A 20,493-nucleotide genomic window follows, 5' to 3' on the forward strand; every position below is an offset into this window, starting at 1 on the left:
TATGGCCTTGAAGGAAAAGGCCATGACCAGCAAAAACGCCACTGACACCCATACCCGCGCCGTTAACTTGAGGGTTCGTGAGGACGTTCGCGTCCTGATCGACCGCGCCGCCAAGGCCCACGGGAAAACCCGTTCGGATTTTATGATCGACGCTTCGCGCCGTGCCGCCGAAGACGCGCTTCTCGATCAGACATTGGTGCGGGTCGATCCTGACAGCTACAAACACTATCTCGCCGTCCTCGACCAGCCGCCAAGTAGCGAAGGCTTCGAACGGTTGATGAACGCTCCCAAACCCTGGCAGCCGTAATGTTGTCGGCACCGACGCTTCTTGGCGAAGCGCACGATCTCCAGCTATTCGACAGCGGGCACGACAGCCTTGATGAATGGCTGCGCCGCAGGGCGCGGGCCAATCAGGTCAGCGGCGCATCGCGAACATATGTGGTCTGCGAGGGTGAGCGCGTTGTCGGTTATTACTGCCTCTCATCGGGAGCGCTCGCGGTCGCGGATGCGCCGGGAGCGATCCGGCGCAACATGCCCGACCCGGTTCCCATGGCAGTCCTTGGCCGTCTGGCTATCGATCGCAACTGGCAGGGAAAAGGAATCGGAGCCGCGCTGTTGCAAGACGCCGTGCTGCGTACCGGACAGGCAGCCCATATCATGGGTATTCGCGGCCTTCTGGTTCACGCAATCTCCGATGAAGCCAAGGCCTTCTATGAGCATTTTGGATTTGCAGCGTCGCCCGCGAATCCTATGGCCTTGGTGTTGTCATTGAAAGCTCAAGTAGGCCTGAAGTGATCGGTGAAAATCGCCTTCGCCCGCTCCTCTGACAACCCAACGACGGTCGGCGAAATGACGGAGAGCTTTGAAAAGTTTGTCTAAAATCGGAATCCATGTCCTAATTGCCACATGATTTCGAATATTTGGAGCCTGCCGGCAGTAGAAGAAGAAAGCCGGTTACAAGACGAGCCGCCCAAGGACGATTTGGAGAAATACTCCCAAGACGACTGGCTCTGTGCTTTCCGATAACCACACCCAGACGAAAGTTCGTTGTTCTCAGCCTTAGAAGTCATCATTCACCTGGGTAGAGGAGGGGCGAACGGACTTCGGAAGAAGAGCAAGCATCGCGTCGTTTGCCGATATCGCCGTTGAAAGTGTGGCATGATCGGCGTTGAACAGGCGCACGCCCACAATGGCGGCCACCTCGAAGAAGGCTCCGATGGCGCAGGCAGGGTCGCCCTTTTCGATCCGCTGCACCAGGCCGCGCGAGATACCGGCGCGGTCTGCCAACTCCTGTGTGGTGAGTTTGCGCTCGATCCGAGCGCGCCTGATCAACTGGCTGAAAACTAGCAGGGCGTCCCGGCTGTAACGTGAGTAAGCGCGTGATATGGGCTTGGGCATGATCACCTTTTGATCCATTAATAAACCACGAAAGTCCTTTGCGGCCTATTTATAGATCATTATTTTCGAAGAGTTTCCCGCGATATTGCGCGCCGCCGCCGCTACGTGCCAACAACTCACCGGTCAGAGGCAGCTGTCAAGCGTTGATTGTTACCGTTAGGGTCCCGTCCCGAGGGGATGAAGCCGTTGTTGTCATCCTGGTTCGGAGGACGGATAGCGAGCCGGACTAGGATGGCGACCGATCGGAATTGGACGAAGCGACTGTCGAGCGATATCGATCGAGTTGCCAAGCCGACAAGCGACCGATTCTGGACGAGTTTGGTCACTGGCCGAGGTGATCGATCTTATGCCTGCAATCATCAAGCGGATCTGCCCAAGGACGGGGAGCTCACTCCCATCAGAAAGAACGTCGCATGATCTTAGTCAGCAGCATGCACCTGAACGCCGCGGCAGAGCAGTCCCCAAGTCGGGCTTCGTTGGGCCTCCTGTGCGTGAGCTTGCGTCATCGGATCGTCGCCGTCGTCTGGCTCGGGGCCGTCAGGCGGTGGAGTCTCCCCAGGATCTCGCTCAGGCTCGGGATTGCCGATCGGCGGCGCTGGCGGCGGAACGATAGGCTCGTTGGGTACGGACATGATTTCCTCCTCGCTAGCCGGGAAAACTCGCGTGTCCTTCCGTTTATTCAAGAGGTGGCGCCGTGAACGAGATGTTTTTCTCGAGCAGCGAACTGCTCGCCGCCGACCCTACCAACAGGTGCCCCTGCTGACGCCGGCGATGCTGAGGCGACTGAAGCGCCTTTAAGAAATGTTCTCCTTTCCATGATGCGGCCTGCAAAACGAGCTTCGGGATGCGGCGAAGATCACGGAACAGTTCTTGCACGGTTACTAATATATTTACCGTGGGAGACCTAAAGTCATGAAATGGCACACATCCGCAGAGTTTACCCCTCTAATGCTCGTTGTAAGCGGGTCGGAAAAATACAAGCTTGTCGCGACCCTTTTCCAGGCTGCCGAAATGCTGACGGTTAGCTGGCCGATCGACGATGGAGAAGAATATCTCATAGCGATTAGGGCGTGCCGGAATGCAATTCACGGGGAAATTCCGGCTCAGGACGCGCGAGCAGCGCTTATCCGTGCCGCCGACGAAGCGGGCATTCCGGTGATCACCGTTCACTGAGTTCGCAGCCGACGGTGAAATGAGTTCACGGGCGCCTTCATGACACGGCCCTCTCGTTCCGCTGCATGCGCACGTCATGCCGCTGAACATCACTTTCAGGCCGCGCTCAGCCCGCAGTTCTTTCGGTCCCTCTTTGGCAATAATTGTCAGCTTCCGTTCCTTCTTGCACTTCGCGTGCGATCCTATCTTCGGCGTGTCGATGCCAGAGATGAAGGAGCACCTTCCCCAGCAACCGCGTGTTCTGCCCGTCTCATTTTACCGTGTCGCCTCGCCGACGGTCAAAGATGCGCAGATGATCCGCCCAGCAATCATTGAACAATATCTCCACGCTCGGTCGCCTCGAGCTTCCGCCTGAGTGCCTGTTCCTGCTCATATGACTTGTGCGGGAAATGCTCGAAGCACCACCAGCGGGTCGCCACGGCCGGGGAGGGGCTGTTGCCCCAGCCGCCCCACTCCTCGCATCCCTTTTCTTCGCAATAGTGGACATGCATTTGCGGCGCTTCCGTCAGCGGCTGTCTGTCGGTGTCGCTCATCTTTCCTCCTGGAGTTGCCAGCCCGCTTTCGGGACCGTCCACCCCTTCTGGGCCGCGCGGAAATCAGCCTCAGCTTCGGCCTTCTTCTTGGCTTCCGACATGCCTGTTGCCCAAACTGTGATGCGCATTCGTCCGGCTTTGAATACGAAGCGCCGTTCAAGGGTGTGTTTGCCTGCCGTGTATCCCGCGCGAAAGCAAGCGCGCGCGGCCGACAGACTAACGCTCTCGCGGAAAGGCTGCGGCTGCGACGACCACCAGTCCCTCAGAGCAGTTTCGAACGACACGGACTTTGGTTGGGGACGGTCAAGCATACGCGCCAGCCCTGGTCTCGGGTTCAACGTTGCAGACCGGCCATCGCAGCCGCTTTCCCTCATAATGGGGCATATCAGTCTCGATGGTAGCTCGGTCGCCAGCCGCGCGCCATGCCTCGGCTCATGGCGCCTTCTGTCAATGCCAACTGCCGGCGAAGGTGACGAATATCTTCCAGCAGGGTGTCTATAGCTGCGTGCGCATCGCCTCTGTGGTAGGCAATCACCTTTGCACGCTCATCGTCTTCCACGGCTTCGCCGATCGGCTGCTCTCGCATATCCGTGCTCCGTATTTCGATTTTCAGAATGGCGGCCGCGGCGCCGATGTTCTTATTATGTTCGCATCGAGAGCGGAGTCAATAATCAATCTGGGTCAATTGCTTTTTAAGGCATTGCTGATGAAGTTCCGGCATGACGAAGCCACCTTGCATGCCTCCAAAACCGCTGCCGCACGAAGGTGCGCTGCAAGTCTGGCGAAACCGCAGACACAAAAAAAGCCCCACTACGGAGCGGGGCTAAGGTTGAGGTGGGTCGCATAGCGAAGTGTAACGAATCTCCGCACGGCCCGAAGGTTTTACGATCAACGGAGCATATTGTTCCCGTGCCGACAGATTTTTTTGAGTTCGTTTCCCTGTTTCGGGCTCCACGTCGTAGCGAAGCCTTTCTTTCAGTTGAAGAGCGTGTCGACCACTTGCCGGCCGACCGTGCAATTCCAGTAGTTTTTCAGGACGCGTCGGCTCGCAAATCTGTGAGTGATCCATCGTCTACCGTCGAGCGATTGGCTAAATGTTCTCGTCCTGGCCGAAGTCAATAACTCGTATTAGGCAATTGCTTTTTTAGACATTGCTGATGGGATGGCGGCATGACAAAGCCGTCAAAACCAAAGCCGCTCCTGCAGGATGCTGATAAGCCGGTTCGATCCCGGCCGCGCAAGCCTCGAAATCTCGCGCAACCAAATCTTCCCCTCGACCCTATGCCGGATCGTGTCGATCCTTGCCTTGCTCTCCTGAAGCCGAAGCCACCCAAGGGGCCACAATGGGCGCTCGAGGTGAAATGGGACGGCTACCGCCTGGCCGTCCACATCGACCCGTCCGGGGTGCATATCCTGACGCGCGGCGGCCACAACTGGACCGATCGCTTCCCCGCTATCGCCGCCGAAGCAAGGCGCCTTCCTGTCGCCACCGCCGTACTGGACGGCGAGGCCGGCGTGTTCGACGAGCATGGCCGGTCAGATTTCGGGAGGCTTCAGCAATCGCTCGGCGGCCGCGGCGGCAAGAGGATGTCCCGCGAGGCGGTCCTGATGGCGTTCGATTTGCTCTATTTCGATGGCCGAGACATCAGGCAGACCGAACTCACCTCGCGTCGACATCTCCTCGAGGGGCTGGTACCGGCCGGGGGCGAGGAGGCCATCCGGCTATCCGAGGAGATTGATGCCGATGGTGACGTGCTCCTGCGCATCGCCTGCGAGCATGGGCTCGAAGGGATCATCGCGAAAGACCGGAACAGCACGTATCGCAGCGGTCGCGGCGGCGAATGGCTGAAGATCAAATGTATCCAAAGCGACGGCTTCGCGATCGTCGGCTACGAGAAGTCTACGGCAGCGTTCGGGGGCATCGCGCGGCTTCTGCTCGCCGCGCGCAAAGGAGATGAGCTCGTCTATGTCGGGGGAGTGGGGACCGGCTTTAATGAACGATCCGCCGCCGAGCTCCGGGAGCAGATGGACAAGCTGATCATCGGCAAGCCCTCTGTCGATACTGGGAGAAAGCGGAATGCCGTCTTCATCCGCCCGGAGCTTGTTGCTGAGATCGAATATCGGGCCTGGACGCATGACGGGAAGCTGCGGCATGCCGCATTTAAGGGGCTGCGGGAGGTGCAGGATGAGGCGACGGTTTATGAGATGGAATAATCCGCCAGCGCCGCTACGGCCCGCAATTGTAACAAGGCTTGAGGATCCCCGTCAAAGCTAAAGTAATTGGGATAAGGATGGCAGAGCTGACCACCACGAAAAGAGGCCAAACGATCAGGAGTTTCTCTCTCGGCTTCGCCGTGAAGCGATCATCATCTTCGAATTCGGAAAATTTTGGGCCGAAATCTTCGCTGAAGTCGAAGCCATTCTTATAATAGAAAATGATGGATTTGATGTACCAATACCAGCTGTACGCGCAGAAGCAGCCCACGAGGCATAGTCCGATCCACAACTGAATTCGATCGTCACCCAATCAAGCTTCCCCATCCACATCGCCATCTTCGTCCAGGGCATGCACCGGCAGATAAGTGTTCTTCTCCATCCACTCCCGCACGATGAACCTGATCGTGTCGTTACGCGTCATGCCAAACTCGCTGGCCAGGTCGCGCAGGGCCTCCTCAACATCATCCTCCATCGACACGGCGCCGGAATTGCGCAAGCGCAGTGCTGCCCGGCGAAGCATGATCTGCAGATCGGCGCGTGAGATATCTGCGATCCGATCGGCGGCGTCTTCGAGAAGGGTTGCGGTGTCGGGGGATGTCATGGTTTCACCTGCGCGGACATTAGGGATGGCGTAGCGAAATTGATGCCCACCACGATTTGCCGGTCTAACGGACAGCCCATCCAAGCTGCCGGCCGTCTAAAGGCGCAGCCGTCGAGGAGAGAAGCCGCCGGAAATTTGCAAATGAAGCGGGTCATCAGGTGCTACTCGTCAATCTCGTTCCCATCATCGTCGTACTCCGCCCCGCGGCCAGAGTCTTCGACATAAGTCCGGCATCCCTCTTCAAAAGATGATGAATTGCCCGAACAATCGTCCTCGCTTTGAATGCCGTTCTCCTCCGCCCATTGATAGCCGGCCCTGTGACCCTCGCAGTTATCGACGCAGGAATTCCCGCCGAACCTCTGCGCGAAGCCGGGGCCTGCGAGGGTTGACACCAGCAGAGTGCTCGCAAACAACGGCGCCATCACTCTCCGCACTACCAACCTCCCGGACGAGACATTGCGCTTCTGCCGCCGCACCTATTGCCCGCGGCGTCGTACTGCCAATCGTACTGGCAGTTGCCTGGATAGCGTCTCGTTGGAGTATATGCTCCGCCGCCGCAGTTGCCATTGGCGCATACTGCGCCGCCGTCCCGACCAATGCAAGCCCCACGAGAACCGCAGCGGCCTGCCGTTGCTGGGCAACCATCTGCTCACATTCCAACATGCTCATCCCGCGACGGTTTACTTCCGCCACGAGCTGGAATTGAAACGCTGGATCCTGCGTTTCCAGTGCCGTCTTGCAAAGCGCGGCTTTGCTCACGACCGACGGCTTGTTGTTGAATTCAACCGGCGTCGTTGTGCAGCTCGCCAAGGCGAACGACATCGCCACGACGCCGAAACGTCGAGCTAACAGATACATTTTCACGGATAACCCCTCAGTTGCCCGCTGCTAACATCTCAGAATTCGGCTCCACGTCAAATTGCAAGTTAATCTATCGTTAACGCAGCTTTAGGATGTAGGGAGAACGCTGCCATTGGCGTGCTGCCCAGCCTGTCTTACTGTTTGTGAAAGCGCAGCGCCGCCCGACGAAGCAAATCTGGCGATCCGCTCGCGGGGCATGTACGATCGGGTCGGCGGCGTCCTCTCGGAAGGGCGCAATGCTGATCATGAGCTGGCTCGATGGGGTCCGCATTTCGGGACGCGCGTTCTTGATCTGCTGGGCTTTGGCGATCCGGGCGCTGAGCCGGCCAAAGCGCGGGGCGAATATTTTCCGTCGGCGCTGTCGATTTTCGCATCAGCCGATCGTCCTTGTAATGATGTGCTGGCACCGCGGTCGTGGCTTCAGCACGTCCTCAGGCAACAGAAGGAGCTATTGTCATGGATAATCAGCATCTGGTCCCCGCCACCGTGCTTGCGGCCAAGAACGGCGTCCGGTTCCCCAATGAGAGCGAGGCGTATCGCAGCGCCCGCGACGCGCTGCTGGCCGAAGAGATCGAATTGCGCCGGCACATCGAGCGCGTGGCAAGACAGCGCCGGGCGCTGCCGCCGGGCGGCGAGGTGACGAAAGACTATCGCTTCGAAGGCAGCGACGGGCCGATCTCCTTTGCCGAGCTCTTCGCCGACAAGGACACGCTGATCGTCTACAGCTACATGTTCGGCCCGCAACGCGAGCGCCCGTGCCCGATGTGCACTTCGCTGCTCTCGGCCTGGGACGGCGAGGTGCCTGACATTCAGCAGCGCGCAGCCCTTGCGGTCGTCGCCCGCTCGCCGATTGAAAGGCTGCTCGCCTTCAAGAAGGAGCGTGGCTGGCATCACCTGCCGCTTTATTCCGACATGACGGACGATTACAGCCGCGACTATCACGCGATCGGCGGAGATGGCGGCGATGACGCCGCCTTCAACGTGTTCACGCGGCGCGACGGCACCATCCGCCATTTCTGGAGCCAGGAGATGGGCGGGGTGACGGCCGATCCCGGTGAGGATCCGCGCGGCGCGCCCGACCTGATGCCGCTCTGGACCGTCATCGATTCGACGCCCGAGGGCCGGCCGGCGGACTGGTATCCGAAGCTGTCTTATTAAGATCAGCCGCGTCGTCCGTCGTCGGCCGTCAGCCGGTGGAACGGTTTCTTGAGGCCTCGACCCATTCGATGCTGGTGACCGCGTCATCCGGCAGCGGTGGCGGATCGATGTCGTAGACATAGCCGGAGAGCATGTCGGCGGCGCGTTCGGTCGCCTTGATCTTTGCCTCGGTTTCCGCGACCGCCTTGGAGATCGCTTCGATGCGGGCGCGGAACATGTGGGCAAGCACATCGCGTCCGGACTGTTTTTCCAGCCGTTCCAGATGCAGGCCGATGCGCGAGGCATGGCGCTCCAGCTCGCTCCTGCTGAAACGCGCCTTGCGCAGTTCTTCGGAAAGACTGTCCTGCATGACGGCTACGGGATCGAAACTTCCGGGCGCGCGCTCGTCAAGCACTGCATCGGTGACGAGCTTCTCGATCATCACCAGCGCCTGCAATTCGGCCGCATCGGCGAATTCGACGTCGTAGCCGGTATCGTCGTAGACCTTGCGCCGGACCGGATCGAGAAGCAGCCCATAGGCTTTCTGCAGATGGGCAAAGGCGTCCGAATCACCACCCGAATCGGGATGGGCAACCTTCGCCAGGCGCCGATAGGCGGCCTTCAGCTGCGCCTCGTCCGCATCGCGTTCAACGCCGAGAATATCGTATGGATCCGTCACGCCTGCTCCCTTGCTCCCCGGCACGTTGCGGGCAGTCTAGGTCTTCTTCTGCATCAGAAGGGCGAAGTTTAGACCGAAACGAGGAATGACGTCCATGGCCCGAGATGGCGATGGTTTATGCACATGCTTCGCCAAATCCTCGATTGTTTAATGTTTTCAATTTGTTGCTCGAAGATCAGCTTGTGGTGATCGAAGCGAGATAACATCTGGCTTCGCCATCGATTTTAAGCATGGTTGCGGCCGCGTCGTCGATCAGCACCGCATCGCCGGCCGCAAGCGCGCCGGTCTCGCCGTTTCGCCGGAATGACAGTGCGCCGCGATGGCACAGCAACAGGCATGTCGAGGGCGGCAGCGGCACGGCCTTGCTGCCATCGACGTCGATCCGGATCAGCGTATGGGTGAGCCCGTTGCGGCGCGTCATGACGTTGAGATCGGTGATCGCTCCGTCCTCGAGCCTGGCGGCGACGGGGACATCCGCCGGGAAGGCCAGCGGATCGCTTGCTGTTGTCAGCAGCACCGGTGAATTGCCTGCAACATCGAGCACCATGCCGTTGCCATCAAGGATCGCCAGCGTCCGCTCGATGCCGGGAAAGATCGAAAACGGGCCGTCCTCTGCGACCGTCGCCATGCTGATGCGCCAGTCGAAGTCGTTGATCGAAGCGCCGGGTGGAAAGACGGCGATCTCCACCGTCTCTCCCTTGCCGTTTTTCCAGGGCATGCGTTTGTGATCGCCGGCGCGCAGGATCCTCATGAGGGTTCAGTTCCCGAGAATGCCGGGCAGGCGCAGGCCCTTTTCCTTGGCGCACTCGATGGCGATCTCGTAGCCGGCATCGGCGTGGCGCATGACGCCGGTCGCCGGGTCGTTCCAGAGCACGCGCTCGAGGCGTCTTGCCGCATCGTCCGTGCCATCGGCGCAAATGACCATGCCCGAATGCTGCGAGAAGCCCATGCCGACGCCGCCGCCGTGATGGAGCGACACCCAGGTCGCACCCGATGCCGTGTTGAGCAGGGCATTGAGCAGCGGCCAGTCGGAGACGGCGTCGGAACCGTCCTTCATCGCTTCGGTCTCGCGGTTCGGCGAGGCGACGGAGCCGGAGTCCAGATGGTCCCGGCCAATGACGATCGGGGCGGAGAGTTCGCCTGTTCTCACCATCTCGTTGAAGGCGAGGCCGAGCTTGTGACGGTCGCCCAAGCCCACCCAGCAGATGCGTGCCGGCAGGCCCTGGAAGGCGATGCGCTCCCTGGCCATGTCGAGCCAGTTGTGCAGGTGCTTGTTGTCAGGCAGCAGCTCCTTCACCTTGGCATCGGTCTTGTAGATATCCTCCGGATCGCCGGAAAGGGCTGCCCAGCGGAAGGGGCCGATGCCGCGGCAAAACAGCGGGCGGATATAGGCCGGCACGAAGCCCGGGAAGGCGAAGGCGTTTTCGAGGCCCTCGTCCTTGGCGACCTGGCGGATATTGTTGCCGTAATCGAGGGTCGGCACGCCGGCATTCCAGAAGGCGATCATCGCTTCGACATGCTCGCGCATCGAAGCGCGCGCGGCTTTTTCCACAGCCTTAGGATCGCTTTCGCGCTTTGCCTTCCACTCGCCCATCGTCCAGCCCTTCGGCAGATAGCCGTTGATCGGGTCGTGGGCCGAAGTCTGGTCGGTGACGATATCGGGGCGGATGCCGCGGCGGACCATCTCCGGCAGGATTTCGGCAGCATTGCCGAGCAGGCCGACGGACTTTGCCTCGCCGGCCTTGGTCCAGCGGTCGATCATCTCAAGCGCTTCATCGAGCGTCTCGGCTTTGGCGTCGACATAGCGGGTGCGCAGCCGGAAATCGATCGAATCGGGATTGCATTCGACGGCCAGGCAGCAGGCGCCGGCCATGACGGCGGCGAGCGGCTGGGCGCCGCCCATGCCGCCGAGCCCGCCGGTCAGGATCCATTTGCCCTTGAGATTGCCGCCGTAGTGCTGGCGGCCGGCCTCGACGAAGGTCTCGTAAGTGCCCTGCACGATGCCCTGCGTGCCGATATAGATCCAAGAGCCGGCCGTCATCTGGCCGTACATGGCAAGGCCCTTCTTATCCAGCTCGTTGAAATGATCCCAGGTCGCCCAATGCGGCACGAGGTTGGAATTGGCGATCAGTACCCGCGGCGCATCCTTGTGGGTGCGGAATACGGCCACTGGCTTGCCGGATTGGACGATCAAGGTTTCTTCTTCCGTCAGCGTCTTCAGCGTTGCGACGATGCGGTCGAAATCCTCCCAGGTGCGGGCTGCGCGGCCGATGCCGCCATAAACGACGAGCTCGTTCGGGTTTTCGGCGACGTCGGGGTCGAGATTGTTCATCAGCATGCGCAGCGGCGCTTCGGTCATCCAGCTCTTGGCATTGAGATCGTTGCCGCGGGGTGCGCGGATTTCGCGGATATTGTGGCGTGGATTGTTCATGGCTGTTCCCCTGTCGAGTGATCGTTATCGTTTCAGGCCTGGCGCAATCTGTTCGATGCGCACCAGAATGTTTTTGAGATGGACGCGAAGTCTGTCTGCCTTGGCGGCATCGTAGGCGAAGGGCGGCGCCTCGGTTTGGAGATGCGTCGATTGCGCGAGCTCCATCTGGATCGCGTGCACACCAGTGTCGGGCCGACCATAGTGGCGTGTCGTCCAGCCGCCCTTGAAGCGACCGTTGAGCACACTGTCGTAACCTTCGGCGGCTTCGACGACGGTGAGTGTCGCCTGCTCGATCGCGCTGTCGCACGTCTTGCCCATGTCGGTGCCGATATTGAAATCCGGCAGCTTGCCTTCGAAGAGGAAGGGAATGTGGGAGCGGATCGAGTGGCAGTCGTAGAGAATTGCGACGCCATGGATTGCTCTCACGCGCTCGATCTCGGCGGCAAGTGCGGCATGATAGGGGGCATGGAAGTCCCGCAGCCGCGCCGCGACGTCGGCTTCGTCAGGCGCCTGCCCATCCTTCCAGATCGCCTTGCCGTCGAAATCCGTCTGGGGAACGAGGCCGGTGGTATTCAGGCCCGGATAGAGGCTGACGCCCTGGGGATCGCGGTTGGCGTCGATCACATAGCGGTGGAAGGTGGCGCGCACTATCGTGACATTGTCGAGCAGGCCGTCATAGAGCTCATGGATGTGCCAGTCGGTGTCGGCCAGCATCCTGCCGTTGTCGTTGAGGCGGTCGGCAATCTCAGCCGGCACCTCGGTCCCGGTATGGGGGAAACCGAGGATGACGGGCGAGGTGCCTTGGCGAATTTCGCATGGGGAGGAGACTTTTTCCGTCGCCATCGTCTCAACCCTCCAATACCGGCAATATGCCAGATGAAACCGAGGCGTTCAGCGCGCCCGTCGCCACCAGTTCGGCGGCGGCGGCGAGGTCGTTTGCCATGTAGCGATCGACGTCGAGGCTCGGGACCTTGGTGCGGATCGCGGTGATCGCCTTGCCAAGTTCCGGGCTTGTCGATAGCGGCGCGCGCAGTTCGACGCCTTGGGCGGCGGTCAGCGCCTCGATGCCGATGATGCCGAACAGGTTCTCGGTCATGCCGAGCAGGCGGCGGGCGCCATGGCAGGCCATCGAGACATGGTCTTCCTGGTTGGCCGATGTCGGTGTCGAATCGACCGAGGCCGGGTGCGACATCTGTTTGTTTTCGGACATCAGCGCCGCAGACGTCACCTCGGCAATCATTAGGCCGGAGTTCAAGCCCGGCTTCTTGGCGAGGAAGGCCGGCAGGCCGTAAGAAAGGGTCGGATCGACCAGCAGCGCGATGCGGCGCTGCGAAATCGCGCCGATCTCGCAGACGGCAAGCGCGATCTGGTCGGCGGCGAAGGCAACAGGCTCGGCGTGGAAATTACCGCCGGAGACGACGGAATTGTCCGAGAGCACCAGCGGATTGTCGGTGACCGCATTGGCCTCGATTTCAAGGGTGCGGGCAACCGAGCGCAGCAGATCGAGGCAAGCGCCGTCGACCTGCGGCTGGCAGCGAATGCAATAGGGATCCTGCACACGCTCGTCGCCCTCGATATGGCTCTGGCGAATGATGGAGTTTTCGAGCAGCGCGCGAAGCGCGGCTGCCGTGTCGATCTGGCCCTTATGGCCACGCAATGTGTGAATATCCGGATGAAAGGGGGCCGAAGAGCCCATGGCGGCATCGGTGGACATGGCGCCGGTGATGAGAGCTGCCTGTGCGGCGCGATGGGCGCGGAAGAGACCGGCAAGCGCCAGCGCCGTCGAGGTCTGGGTGCCGTTGATCAGCGCCAGGCCCTCCTTGGCGGCGAGTACCACCGGTTTGAGGCCGGCCCTTTCGAGGGCTTCAGCGCCCGGGAGGCGTTCGCCGGCGAAGAAGGCTTCGGCCTCGCCCATCATTACCGCCGCCATATGGGCAAGGGGCGCGAGATCGCCGGAGGCGCCGACCGAGCCTTTTTCCGGGATCAGCGGAATGACGCCCTTATCCAGCATGCCTTCGATCAGCCGCACCAGCTCCAGCCGCACGCCGGAGGCGCCGCGCCCGAGCGAGACCAGCTTCAGCGCCATGATCAGCCGCACGATATTCTCAGGCAGCGGCGCGCCGACGCCACAGCAATGCGACAGGATGAGATTGCGCTGCAAGGTGGTCACATCGGCGCTGTCGATCTTGATCGAGGCGAGTTTGCCGAAGCCGGTATTGATGCCGTAGACCGGCGCATTGCCGGCGGCGATCTCGGCGATGCGGGCAGCGGCCTTGGCGATCCCCGCATCAAAGGCCGGATCGAGCCTTGCCGGTGCGCCCGTCCAGTAGATAGTTTCGAGATCTTTGAGCGAGACGGAGCCCGGGTGGAGCGTGATGGTCATCGACCGTTCCTTTCGCCCTTGAAGACGCGTGCGTGAAGCGGGTTGAAGCCGATGCGGTAGACGAGCTCGGCGAGGCTTTCGATATTCCAGATGGCGAGATCGGCGGATTTGCCGGCTTCGAGCGTTCCTGTCTTGTCGAGCAGGCCGAGCGCGCGGGCGCCTTCGCGGGTGGCGCCGGCAATGCATTCTTCGACGGTCAGGCCGAAAAGTGTGGCCGACATGTTCATGGTAAGCAACATCGAGGTGAGCGGCGAGGTGCCGGGATTGCAATCGGTGGCGATCGCGATCGGCACGCCTGCCCGCCGCAACGCCTCTACCGGCGGCTTCTGCTTTTCATGGATGGCGTAGAAGGCGCCGGGCAGCAGCACGGCGACGGTGCCGGCTGCGGCCATCGCCGCAACGCCATCTTCGTCGAGATATTCGAGGTGATCGGCTGACAGTGCGCCATATGACGCGGCGAGCTTGGCGCCGCCAAGATTGGAGAGCTGCTCGGCATGCAGCTTGACCGGCAGGCCAAGCGCCTTCGCCTTGTCGAAGACGCGGGCGATCTCGGCCGTGGAAAAAGCAATGCCCTCGCAGAAGCCGTCGACGGCATCGGCAAGGCCGAGATTATGCATGTCGTCGAGACCGGGCAGGACGACATCATCGAGATAATCGCCATTGCGACCCTTGTATTCTATAGGCGTCGCATGGGCACCGAGATAGCTGGTGGCGACGCGGACCGGTCTGATATGGCCGAGCAGGCGGGCGCTCTGCAGCATCTTCACTTCGCCGGTTCGGTTCAGTCCGTAGCCGGATTTGACCTCGATCGTCGTGACACCTTCGGCAAGCAGCGTGTCGAGCCGCGGCAGCGCCTCTGCGACAAGCTCCTCGACCGACAGCGCATTGGTCGCCTTCACCGAGGAGACGATGCCGCCACCGGCACGCGCGACCTCCTCATAGGTCGCGCCTGCAAGGCGCATTTCGAACTCGCGGGCGCGGTTGCCGCCGTGGACGATATGGGTGTGGCAGTCGACGAGACCGGGCGTTACCCAGCGGCCTTCGAGATCGACGATTTCGGAGTGTTCGATGGCCGATGCCGGCAGGTCGCTTTCGGCGCCGGCAAAGGCGATGCGGCCGTTTTCGACCAGCACGGCGCCCTTTTCGACGATGCCGAGCCCTTCTTTACCAGGCGCCAGCGTGGCCAGCCGCGCATTGCGCCAAAGCGCCGGACGCGCGTCGGCGGATGAGGCTTCCTCTGAAAAATTGTTCCCGGTCATCAGCTTTGCGCCTTTCCTTATGCCAATAACATGTATATACATAATCGACAGGTGACAAGAGAAATTTTGCGCGCTTTTCTGGAAAAGAAAGATCGGCGTCGCGGCAAAATGAGAGGGAAGGCCATGACCACACTTCACGCAGACACGGCGCTGACCCCGCAAGGCTGGCAGAAGGATGTCAGGCTGACGCTCGAAGCCGGGCGCATCGCGCGGGTCGAAATCGGCACTTCTCCCGGGCCTGGCGACGAACGCCATGCCCTTCTCATTCCCGCCATGGCGAACCTGCACAGCCATGCCTTCCAGCGGGCGATGGCAGGCCTTGCCGAAGTGCGCGGCCCAGCCAATGACAGCTTCTGGAGCTGGCGCACTGTCATGTACAAATTTGCCCTGGCGATGACGCCGGCGCATGTCGAGGCGGTGGCGGCCAAGCTTTATGCGGAAATGCTGGAAGCCGGTTTTTCCCGCGTCGGCGAGTTCCACTATCTCCACCACGACAGGGATGGCGGCACTTACGCCAATATCGCCGAGCTTGCCGAACGCATCGGCGCGGCGAGCGAAGAGGCCGGCATCGCGCTGACGCTGCTGCCGGTCTTCTATGCCCATTCCGGCTTCGGCGGAGCTGCTCCCATCGATGGTCAGCGGCGTTTCATCAATTCGCTCGAAAGCTTCGAAAGGCTGATGGAGGGATGCCGGGCAGTCACCGGCCGGCTCGACGGCGCCGAGCTCGGGCTGGCGCCGCACAGCCTGCGCGCGGCGACGCCGGACGAGCTCACAAGCCTCGTGCCGATGGCGGGCGAGGGTCCCATCCATATCCATGTCGCCGAGCAGGTGAAGGAGGTCGAGGACTGCATCGCCTGGTCCGGCGCGCGGCCTGTGGAATGGCTGCTCGATCATGCGCCTGTGGATGAGCGCTGGTGCCTGATCCATGCGACGCACATGACCGAGGACGAAACACGGCGAATGGCGAAAAGCGGGGCGATCGCCGGCCTCTGCCCGATCACCGAAGCCAATCTCGGCGACGGCGCCTTTGCCGCGCCGCTCTTCCTCGAAGAGGGTGGGCGTTATGGCATCGGCTCGGATTCCAACGTGCTGATCTCCGTGCCGGAGGAACTGCGCCAGCTCGAATATTCGCAGCGTCTGGCGCTTCGCGCCCGCAACGTCGTCGCGGCACCCGGCGGTTCGACGGCGCTTTCGCTGTTCACACATGCGCTTGCTGGCGGCGGTGCCGCATTGAAAGCACCGGCAGGTCTCGTCGAGGGCCATCACGCCGATATCGTATCGCTCGATACCACGGCCGTTCCTTATCTCACAGGTGACCAGATCCTCGATCACTGGCTGTTTGCAGGCGGCATTTCCATCGATTGCGTCTGGGCACGCGGCCGCAAGCAGGTGGAGAGCGGTCGCCATCTCAGGCGTGACGCCATCGACCGGCGATTCCTCGCTGCGATGGGCGAATTGCTGGCTGCCTGAAAAAGAGCTTTTCCTGTCCGGACATTGGAATTAGAGCAGTTCCAGCAAAAGTGTGTAGTGGTTTTTCGTCCGGAATTGCGTAAAAACAAAGAGATAGCAGGAGACCAATCGGAACGTGGCGATGAACCAAAGCAGGGATCCCACCTTGCATCAGCGCATCCTCAGCGACATCGAGGGCCGTATCGTCTCGGGCGATTGGCCGCCGGGGCACCGTATTCCCTTCGAGGTCGATCTCGCCACGCAATATGACTGCTCGCGCATGACGATGAACAAGGTGCTGACCCAGCTCGCCAAGGCTGGCCTTATAGAGCGCCGCAAGAAGTCCGGCAGCTTCGTCACCCAGCCGCAGGCGCAATCGGCGGTTCTCGAGATCCACGATATCAAGGCCGAGGTGCAGTCGCTGAACCTGCCCTATTCCTATGCGGTATCGAAGAAGACGAGCCGCAAGGCCAAGGCGGAAGACAGTCGAAGGCTGGAACTGCCGGTGGCGTCCTCGGTCGTCGAGGTCGTCTGCATCCACAATGCTGGCGCGCGGCCCTTCTGCCTGGAGGAGCGGCTGATCAGTCTTGCGACGGTTCCTGAGGCCGCGGCTGCCGATTTCCTGACGATGGCGCCAGGTCCCTGGCTGCTCAACCAGGTGCCTTGGAGCACGGCCGAACACCGGATCCACGCCGTCTCGGCCAGTGCCGAGGTGGCCGCCGTCCTGGACATAGCGCGCAATACCGCCTGCCTCGTGGTCGAACGCCGGACCTGGAGCGGCGCCGGCCCGGTAACGCATGTGCGCTTCACCTATCCGGGCGATCGTCATGCATTGGTGGCGCGTTTCACGCCGGCGTCGCAATAAGTCCGCTATGTTCCATATACAACATGGGCAGTGTTTTCATTCCTCGAACAGCTTGCCGCTGCGCGCTTCCAGCCGGTAGCGGTGGCCGGGATAGACGAGGCGGGCGGTCGAGACCACCTGCTTTGCCGACCATGTGCGCCGGCGGATCGTCAGGCACGGTTCGGTCTTCATGATGGTCAGCAGCTTGCATTCCCAGGCCTGCGGCATCGCCGCCTCGACAACGTGCTCGGAGCCGCTGAGCGGGGCCGCGGCCGTCAGATAAGCGTTCGGCGTCAGCGTCGAAAAATCCTGGGCGAGATATTCCGGGGCCGCCTCCGGATGGACGAAGCGGTCCTCGATCTGCACGGGAACACCGTTTTCGCTGTGGACGATCAGCGAGTGGAAAACCGCAGCACCGATCGGCAGTTCGAGTGCGTCGGCAACCTCGGGAGAGGCGGTTTCCTTGGCGAGAACAACGACGGAGGCCTCGTGGACATGACCGCGTTCGGCGATTTCCTCGGCGATGTTGCGCACCTCGAACAGTGCCGAATAGCCCTTGCGCTCGGCAACGAAGGAGCCGACGCCCTGGATGCGGACAAGTTCGCCCTCGTTGGCAAGTTCGCGCAGCGCCCGGTTGGCGGTCATCTTGCTGACGCCGAGCTCGACGACCAGCTCGTTTTCCGAGGGTACCCGATATTTCGGCGGCCACTCGCCGCTCTGGATGCGGTCGAGGATCACCTGCTTGACGCCGGCATAGAGCGGGGTGCTATCATTCTCCGCCAGTTCGCGCTTCATCTCGCCGGGACGCTTCATTGCCTATTCCTTTTGCACGAATGGAATTCGCTACATAATTCGACTTTCCTCTTGCATATCACAAAATATCTCATATGGTACCATATACAACCTCCCAATCGGTCCTTGAAACAGAAATAGGACAGGAAAGGGCAAGCCGGCGAAGATCGGCCGTGGTGCCGCAAGGTCTGTTTCAACTCCAGAGGAGAATTCACAAATGAAATTCAGCGCAATCCTGCTTTGTGGCGTGGCGGCTTTTTCCGCCTTCGCCGCGCCTGCCTTTTCCAAGGACTGGACGAAGGCGACCATTACACTCGAAGGCGCCTATGCGCCCTGGAACCTCACCAATGCCGACGGCACGCTCGGTGGCTTCGAACCTGAACTCGCCAAGGTGCTCTGCGAGCGCGCCAAGATCGAGTGCACGCTGGTCGCCTCCGACTGGGACGGCATGATCCCGGCGCTCAACGCCGGCAAGTTCGACGTCATCATGGATGCGCTGTCGATCACCGAGGAGCGCAAGCAGGTGATCGGCTTCACCATTCCTTATGCAGCCACCCCTGCGGCCTTCGCCACCGCCAAGGACAGCCCGCTGGCAAAGGCCGCCGGCACCGGCGCCACGATCAAGATGACACCCGGCCAGACCGGCGTGAAGGAGATCGACGCGCTGAAGGCCGCCTTCAAGGGCAAGACGATCGGCATCCAGGCGGCCACCGTCTATGCCAAGTTCGTCTATGACAATTTCGGCGATATTGCCGAGATTCGCGAATACAAGACCGGCGCCGACCGCGACCTCGACCTGCAGAACGGCCGTATCGACCTCGGCTTCGATGACGCCGTCTATTTCGCCAACGCGTTCAAGAGCGCCAACGACACGCTCGACTTCACCGGCCCCGAGATCGTCGGCTCGATCTGGGGCGAGGGCGAAGGCCTCGGCATCCGCAAGGCCGATACGGACCTGCGCGACAAGTTCAACGAGGCGATCAAGTCGACGCTTGCCGACGGCACCGTCAAGAACCTGTCGATGAAGTGGTTCAAGGTCGACGTCAGCCCGCAGGAATAAGCGTTTCGGCCTTTCGGCCGCAAACACCTGTCTCCGGCTTTATCGCCGGAGGCAGCATGCTCGAACAGGATGATTTTAGGCCGGGTCGGCCTAAAATCTGAATCCTGTTCTAAATAAAAGAGTTAGAGCATGATGTCGTCCGAAAACCGCTCACACTTTTCGGCATCATGCTCTGGTGTCAATCCGCAAAACACTGCCACGGACGGGGAACGGACGATATGGCAAGCTTGGAATTGCTCGGCTTCGGCTCGACCGGATGGGGCGCGCTGCTTATTGCTGCCGCCTTGATGACGCTGGCTGTCACGGCGACGGCGCTGGCGATCGGCGCGGTGCTCGGCGCGATCGTCGCGGCGGCGAAACTCTCCGGCAATCTCGTCCTCGTCACGCTCGGCAATGTCTATACGACCGTGTTTCGCGGCGTGCCCGAACTGCTGATCATCTATCTCATCTATTTTGGCGGCTCGTCGGCCGTCACCTCGATCGGCCAGGCGATGGGTTACGAAGGTTTCCTCGGCTTGCCCTCCTTTATCGCCGGCGCGCTTGCCGTCGGCATCATCTCCGGCGCCTATCAGGCGGAGGTATTCCGCGGCTCTTTTCTCGCCATCTCCAAGGGCGAGCTTGAGGCCGCCTCGGCGATCGGCATGCATCGCGGCATGCGCCTTCGCCGCATCATCATGCCGCAGGTGTTTCGCCTCGCCATTCCCGGCCTCGGTAACGTGTGGCAGCTCAGTCTCAAGGATTCGGCGCTGATCTCAGTTACCGGTCTTGCCGAGCTGATGCGCACCAGCCAGGTGGCGGCGGGCTCGACCCGGCAATATTTCCTGTTCTTCATCGCTGGCGGCTGCCTCTACCTGCTCCTGACCAGCCTTTCGGACCGCATCTTCAACGGGGCGGAGCGCCGCGCCAATCGCAGCATGCCGGCATCCGCCATGGGCCAGGCGTAAGGAGGCGACAATGGATTTCACCTTCATCGCCTCGACCATGGTCACCCTGCTCAAGGCCGTACCGACGACGCTCATCCTGTTTTCGCTGTCGATCGTCTCCGGCGGCCTGCTGGCGCTTGTCATCGTCTGGATGCGAACCAGCGGCAACCGGGTGCTTTCGAGCTTCGCCAAAGGCTATATCTTCATCTTCCGCGGCTCGCCGCTGCTGATCCAGATGTTCCTGGTATTCTACGGCCTTGGCCAGTTCGGCTTCATCCGTTATTCCTTCCTCTGGCCGTTCCTGCGTGAGCCGATGGTCTGCGCCGTGCTGTCGCTGGCGCTTTGCACCGCCGGCTACACGGCGGAGATCTTCCGTGGCGGCATTCGCGCCGTCTCGCCGAAGGAGATCGAAGCGGCGCGCTCGATCGGCATGTCCGGCTTCCTGCTGGTCCGCCGTATCCTGGCGCCGATCGCTTTTCGCCACGCGCTGCCGGCCTATTCCACCGAGATCGTGCTGATGATGAAGTCGACGGCGCTCGCAAGCCTCGTCACCGTCTGGGAGGTCACCGGCGTGGCGCAGCGGCTGATCTCGCAGACCTATCGCACGATGGAAGTCTTTCTCTGCGCGGCGATCATCTATCTCGTCCTCAACTTCATCATCCTGCAGGGCATGGCTCTGCTCGAATATTCGCTGTCCCGACACCGCCGCGCGGCCCCGCACGCGCTGAAGGCGTAAGCAGTTTTTGACCCGAT

26 protein-coding genes are annotated in these 20,493 nt (G+C 61.2%); 11 read left to right on the top strand and 15 right to left on the bottom strand.

Translation table 11 applies throughout. The features are described from left to right. The first annotated feature begins 22 nt into the window (after positions 1 to 22). Both CUJ84_RS30105 and CUJ84_RS30110 read left to right on the top strand, forming a co-directional pair. The gene (locus CUJ84_RS30105; protein WP_026170739.1) at positions 23 to 307 is read left to right on the top strand and encodes a DUF1778 domain-containing protein; all 285 of its coding nucleotides are present in this window, start codon (positions 23 to 25) and stop codon (positions 305 to 307) included. Continuing rightward, positions 307 to 795, top strand: coding sequence for a GNAT family N-acetyltransferase (locus tag CUJ84_RS30110; protein ID WP_018069827.1), 489 nt, complete (start codon positions 307 to 309; stop codon positions 793 to 795). Before CUJ84_RS30105 ends, CUJ84_RS30110 begins: the two co-directional genes overlap by 1 nt. A 264-nt stretch (positions 796 to 1,059) precedes the next feature. Here the strand turns inward: CUJ84_RS30110 and CUJ84_RS30115 are convergent, their stop codons facing one another. Both CUJ84_RS30115 and CUJ84_RS38090 read right to left on the bottom strand, forming a co-directional pair. Then, a complete protein-coding gene (locus tag CUJ84_RS30115; protein ID WP_105009650.1) occupies positions 1,060 to 1,398 on the bottom strand; it encodes a helix-turn-helix transcriptional regulator in 339 nt (112 codons plus the stop codon). 419 nt (positions 1,399 to 1,817) lie between these two features. Further along, on the bottom strand, positions 1,818 to 2,030 hold the full coding sequence (locus CUJ84_RS38090) for a hypothetical protein (protein WP_156925179.1): 213 nt from the start codon (positions 2,028 to 2,030) through the stop codon (positions 1,818 to 1,820). Between the two features lie 280 nt (positions 2,031 to 2,310). Here CUJ84_RS38090 and CUJ84_RS30125 point away from each other — a divergent pair, with 280 nt between their 5' ends. Further along, positions 2,311 to 2,571: a DUF982 domain-containing protein gene (locus tag CUJ84_RS30125; RefSeq protein ID WP_018496974.1), complete on the top strand. Its 261-nt coding sequence runs from the start codon at positions 2,311 to 2,313 to the stop codon at positions 2,569 to 2,571. 308 nt (positions 2,572 to 2,879) lie between these two features. On the opposite strand, the gene CUJ84_RS30135 is transcribed toward CUJ84_RS30125, so the two are convergent. Both CUJ84_RS30135 and CUJ84_RS38945 read right to left on the bottom strand, forming a co-directional pair. Then, positions 2,880 to 3,104, bottom strand: coding sequence for a hypothetical protein (locus CUJ84_RS30135; RefSeq protein WP_105009303.1), 225 nt, complete (start codon positions 3,102 to 3,104; stop codon positions 2,880 to 2,882). Next, a complete protein-coding gene (locus CUJ84_RS38945; RefSeq protein WP_105009304.1) occupies positions 3,101 to 3,415 on the bottom strand; it encodes a hypothetical protein in 315 nt (104 codons plus the stop codon). Before CUJ84_RS38945 ends, CUJ84_RS30135 begins: the two co-directional genes overlap by 4 nt. A gap of 158 nt (positions 3,416 to 3,573) precedes the next feature. On the opposite strand from CUJ84_RS38945, the gene CUJ84_RS38450 reads away from it, so the two are divergent. Continuing rightward, complete coding sequence (locus tag CUJ84_RS38450; protein ID WP_199788869.1) at positions 3,574 to 3,951, top strand: hypothetical protein; 378 nt, start codon at positions 3,574 to 3,576, stop codon at positions 3,949 to 3,951. Positions 3,952 to 4,274: 323 nt separating this feature from the next. Further along, entirely contained in the window at positions 4,275 to 5,318 is a 1,044-nt protein-coding gene (gene ligD, locus CUJ84_RS30150; protein ID WP_105009305.1) for a non-homologous end-joining DNA ligase, read from the top strand. Between the two features lie 13 nt (positions 5,319 to 5,331). Here the strand turns inward: ligD and CUJ84_RS30155 are convergent, their stop codons facing one another. The 4 genes from CUJ84_RS30155 to CUJ84_RS30170 all read right to left on the bottom strand — a co-directional run bounded on the left by CUJ84_RS30155 (position 5,332) and on the right by CUJ84_RS30170 (position 6,786). After that, a complete protein-coding gene (locus CUJ84_RS30155; RefSeq protein WP_105009306.1) occupies positions 5,332 to 5,631 on the bottom strand; it encodes a hypothetical protein in 300 nt (99 codons plus the stop codon). Continuing rightward, positions 5,632 to 5,922 carry a CopG family transcriptional regulator gene (locus CUJ84_RS30160; RefSeq protein ID WP_105009307.1) on the bottom strand — a complete coding sequence of 97 codons (291 nt, stop codon included), beginning with the start codon at positions 5,920 to 5,922 and terminating at the stop codon, positions 5,632 to 5,634. Positions 5,923 to 6,083: 161 nt separating this feature from the next. Continuing rightward, a complete protein-coding gene (locus CUJ84_RS38950; RefSeq protein WP_105009308.1) occupies positions 6,084 to 6,356 on the bottom strand; it encodes a hypothetical protein in 273 nt (90 codons plus the stop codon). Further along, positions 6,253 to 6,786: a hypothetical protein gene (locus CUJ84_RS30170; RefSeq protein WP_245457626.1), complete on the bottom strand. Its 534-nt coding sequence runs from the start codon at positions 6,784 to 6,786 to the stop codon at positions 6,253 to 6,255. The genes CUJ84_RS38950 and CUJ84_RS30170 overlap by 104 nt, the downstream gene beginning before the upstream one ends. A 453-nt stretch (positions 6,787 to 7,239) precedes the next feature. Here CUJ84_RS30170 and CUJ84_RS30175 point away from each other — a divergent pair, with 453 nt between their 5' ends. Further along, on the top strand, positions 7,240 to 7,941 hold the full coding sequence (locus CUJ84_RS30175; protein WP_105009309.1) for a DUF899 family protein: 702 nt from the start codon (positions 7,240 to 7,242) through the stop codon (positions 7,939 to 7,941). Between the two features lie 28 nt (positions 7,942 to 7,969). Here the strand turns inward: CUJ84_RS30175 and CUJ84_RS30180 are convergent, their stop codons facing one another. The 6 genes from CUJ84_RS30180 to hutI form a co-directional block, all read right to left on the bottom strand. Then, on the bottom strand, positions 7,970 to 8,599 hold the full coding sequence (locus CUJ84_RS30180) for a J domain-containing protein (protein WP_105009310.1): 630 nt from the start codon (positions 8,597 to 8,599) through the stop codon (positions 7,970 to 7,972). 175 nt (positions 8,600 to 8,774) lie between these two features. Beyond that, positions 8,775 to 9,350, bottom strand: coding sequence for a HutD/Ves family protein (locus CUJ84_RS30185; protein ID WP_105009311.1), 576 nt, complete (start codon positions 9,348 to 9,350; stop codon positions 8,775 to 8,777). A gap of 6 nt (positions 9,351 to 9,356) precedes the next feature. Further along, positions 9,357 to 11,030: a urocanate hydratase gene (hutU, locus tag CUJ84_RS30190; RefSeq protein WP_024319882.1), complete on the bottom strand. Its 1,674-nt coding sequence runs from the start codon at positions 11,028 to 11,030 to the stop codon at positions 9,357 to 9,359. A gap of 24 nt (positions 11,031 to 11,054) precedes the next feature. Further along, positions 11,055 to 11,873, bottom strand: coding sequence for an N-formylglutamate deformylase (gene hutG, locus CUJ84_RS30195; RefSeq protein ID WP_105009312.1), 819 nt, complete (start codon positions 11,871 to 11,873; stop codon positions 11,055 to 11,057). A 4-nt stretch (positions 11,874 to 11,877) separates the two neighbouring features. Beyond that, positions 11,878 to 13,413, bottom strand: a complete 1,536-nt coding sequence (gene hutH, locus CUJ84_RS30200; protein WP_105009313.1) for a histidine ammonia-lyase — start codon at positions 13,411 to 13,413, stop codon at positions 11,878 to 11,880. Further along, positions 13,410 to 14,672 carry an imidazolonepropionase gene (hutI, locus tag CUJ84_RS30205; RefSeq protein ID WP_105009314.1) on the bottom strand — a complete coding sequence of 421 codons (1,263 nt, stop codon included), beginning with the start codon at positions 14,670 to 14,672 and terminating at the stop codon, positions 13,410 to 13,412. The genes hutH and hutI overlap by 4 nt, the downstream gene beginning before the upstream one ends. A 123-nt stretch (positions 14,673 to 14,795) precedes the next feature. On the opposite strand from hutI, the gene CUJ84_RS30210 reads away from it, so the two are divergent. Further along, on the top strand, positions 14,796 to 16,142 hold the full coding sequence (locus CUJ84_RS30210) for a formimidoylglutamate deiminase (protein ID WP_105009315.1): 1,347 nt from the start codon (positions 14,796 to 14,798) through the stop codon (positions 16,140 to 16,142). A gap of 121 nt (positions 16,143 to 16,263) precedes the next feature. Further along, entirely contained in the window at positions 16,264 to 16,986 is a 723-nt protein-coding gene (hutC, locus tag CUJ84_RS30215; RefSeq protein ID WP_105009316.1) for a histidine utilization repressor, read from the top strand. A 36-nt stretch (positions 16,987 to 17,022) separates the two neighbouring features. On the opposite strand, the gene hutC (CUJ84_RS30220) is transcribed toward hutC (CUJ84_RS30215), so the two are convergent. Further along, a complete protein-coding gene (hutC, locus tag CUJ84_RS30220) occupies positions 17,023 to 17,778 on the bottom strand; it encodes a histidine utilization repressor (RefSeq protein ID WP_105009317.1) in 756 nt (251 codons plus the stop codon). Positions 17,779 to 17,974: 196 nt separating this feature from the next. On the opposite strand from hutC (CUJ84_RS30220), the gene CUJ84_RS30225 reads away from it, so the two are divergent. From CUJ84_RS30225 to CUJ84_RS30235, 3 genes are all read left to right on the top strand, one after another. Continuing rightward, complete coding sequence (locus CUJ84_RS30225) at positions 17,975 to 18,817, top strand: transporter substrate-binding domain-containing protein (protein WP_105009318.1); 843 nt, start codon at positions 17,975 to 17,977, stop codon at positions 18,815 to 18,817. A gap of 218 nt (positions 18,818 to 19,035) precedes the next feature. Next, positions 19,036 to 19,761, top strand: coding sequence for an ABC transporter permease (locus CUJ84_RS30230; RefSeq protein ID WP_105009319.1), 726 nt, complete (start codon positions 19,036 to 19,038; stop codon positions 19,759 to 19,761). A 10-nt stretch (positions 19,762 to 19,771) separates the two neighbouring features. Further along, the gene (locus tag CUJ84_RS30235) at positions 19,772 to 20,476 is read left to right on the top strand and encodes an ABC transporter permease (protein WP_105009320.1); all 705 of its coding nucleotides are present in this window, start codon (positions 19,772 to 19,774) and stop codon (positions 20,474 to 20,476) included. Positions 20,477 to 20,493 lie beyond the last annotated feature (17 nt).

The organism is Rhizobium leguminosarum (assembly GCF_002953715.1).
In the GTDB taxonomy this organism is placed as follows: Bacteria; Pseudomonadota; Alphaproteobacteria; order Rhizobiales; family Rhizobiaceae; genus Rhizobium; species Rhizobium leguminosarum_V.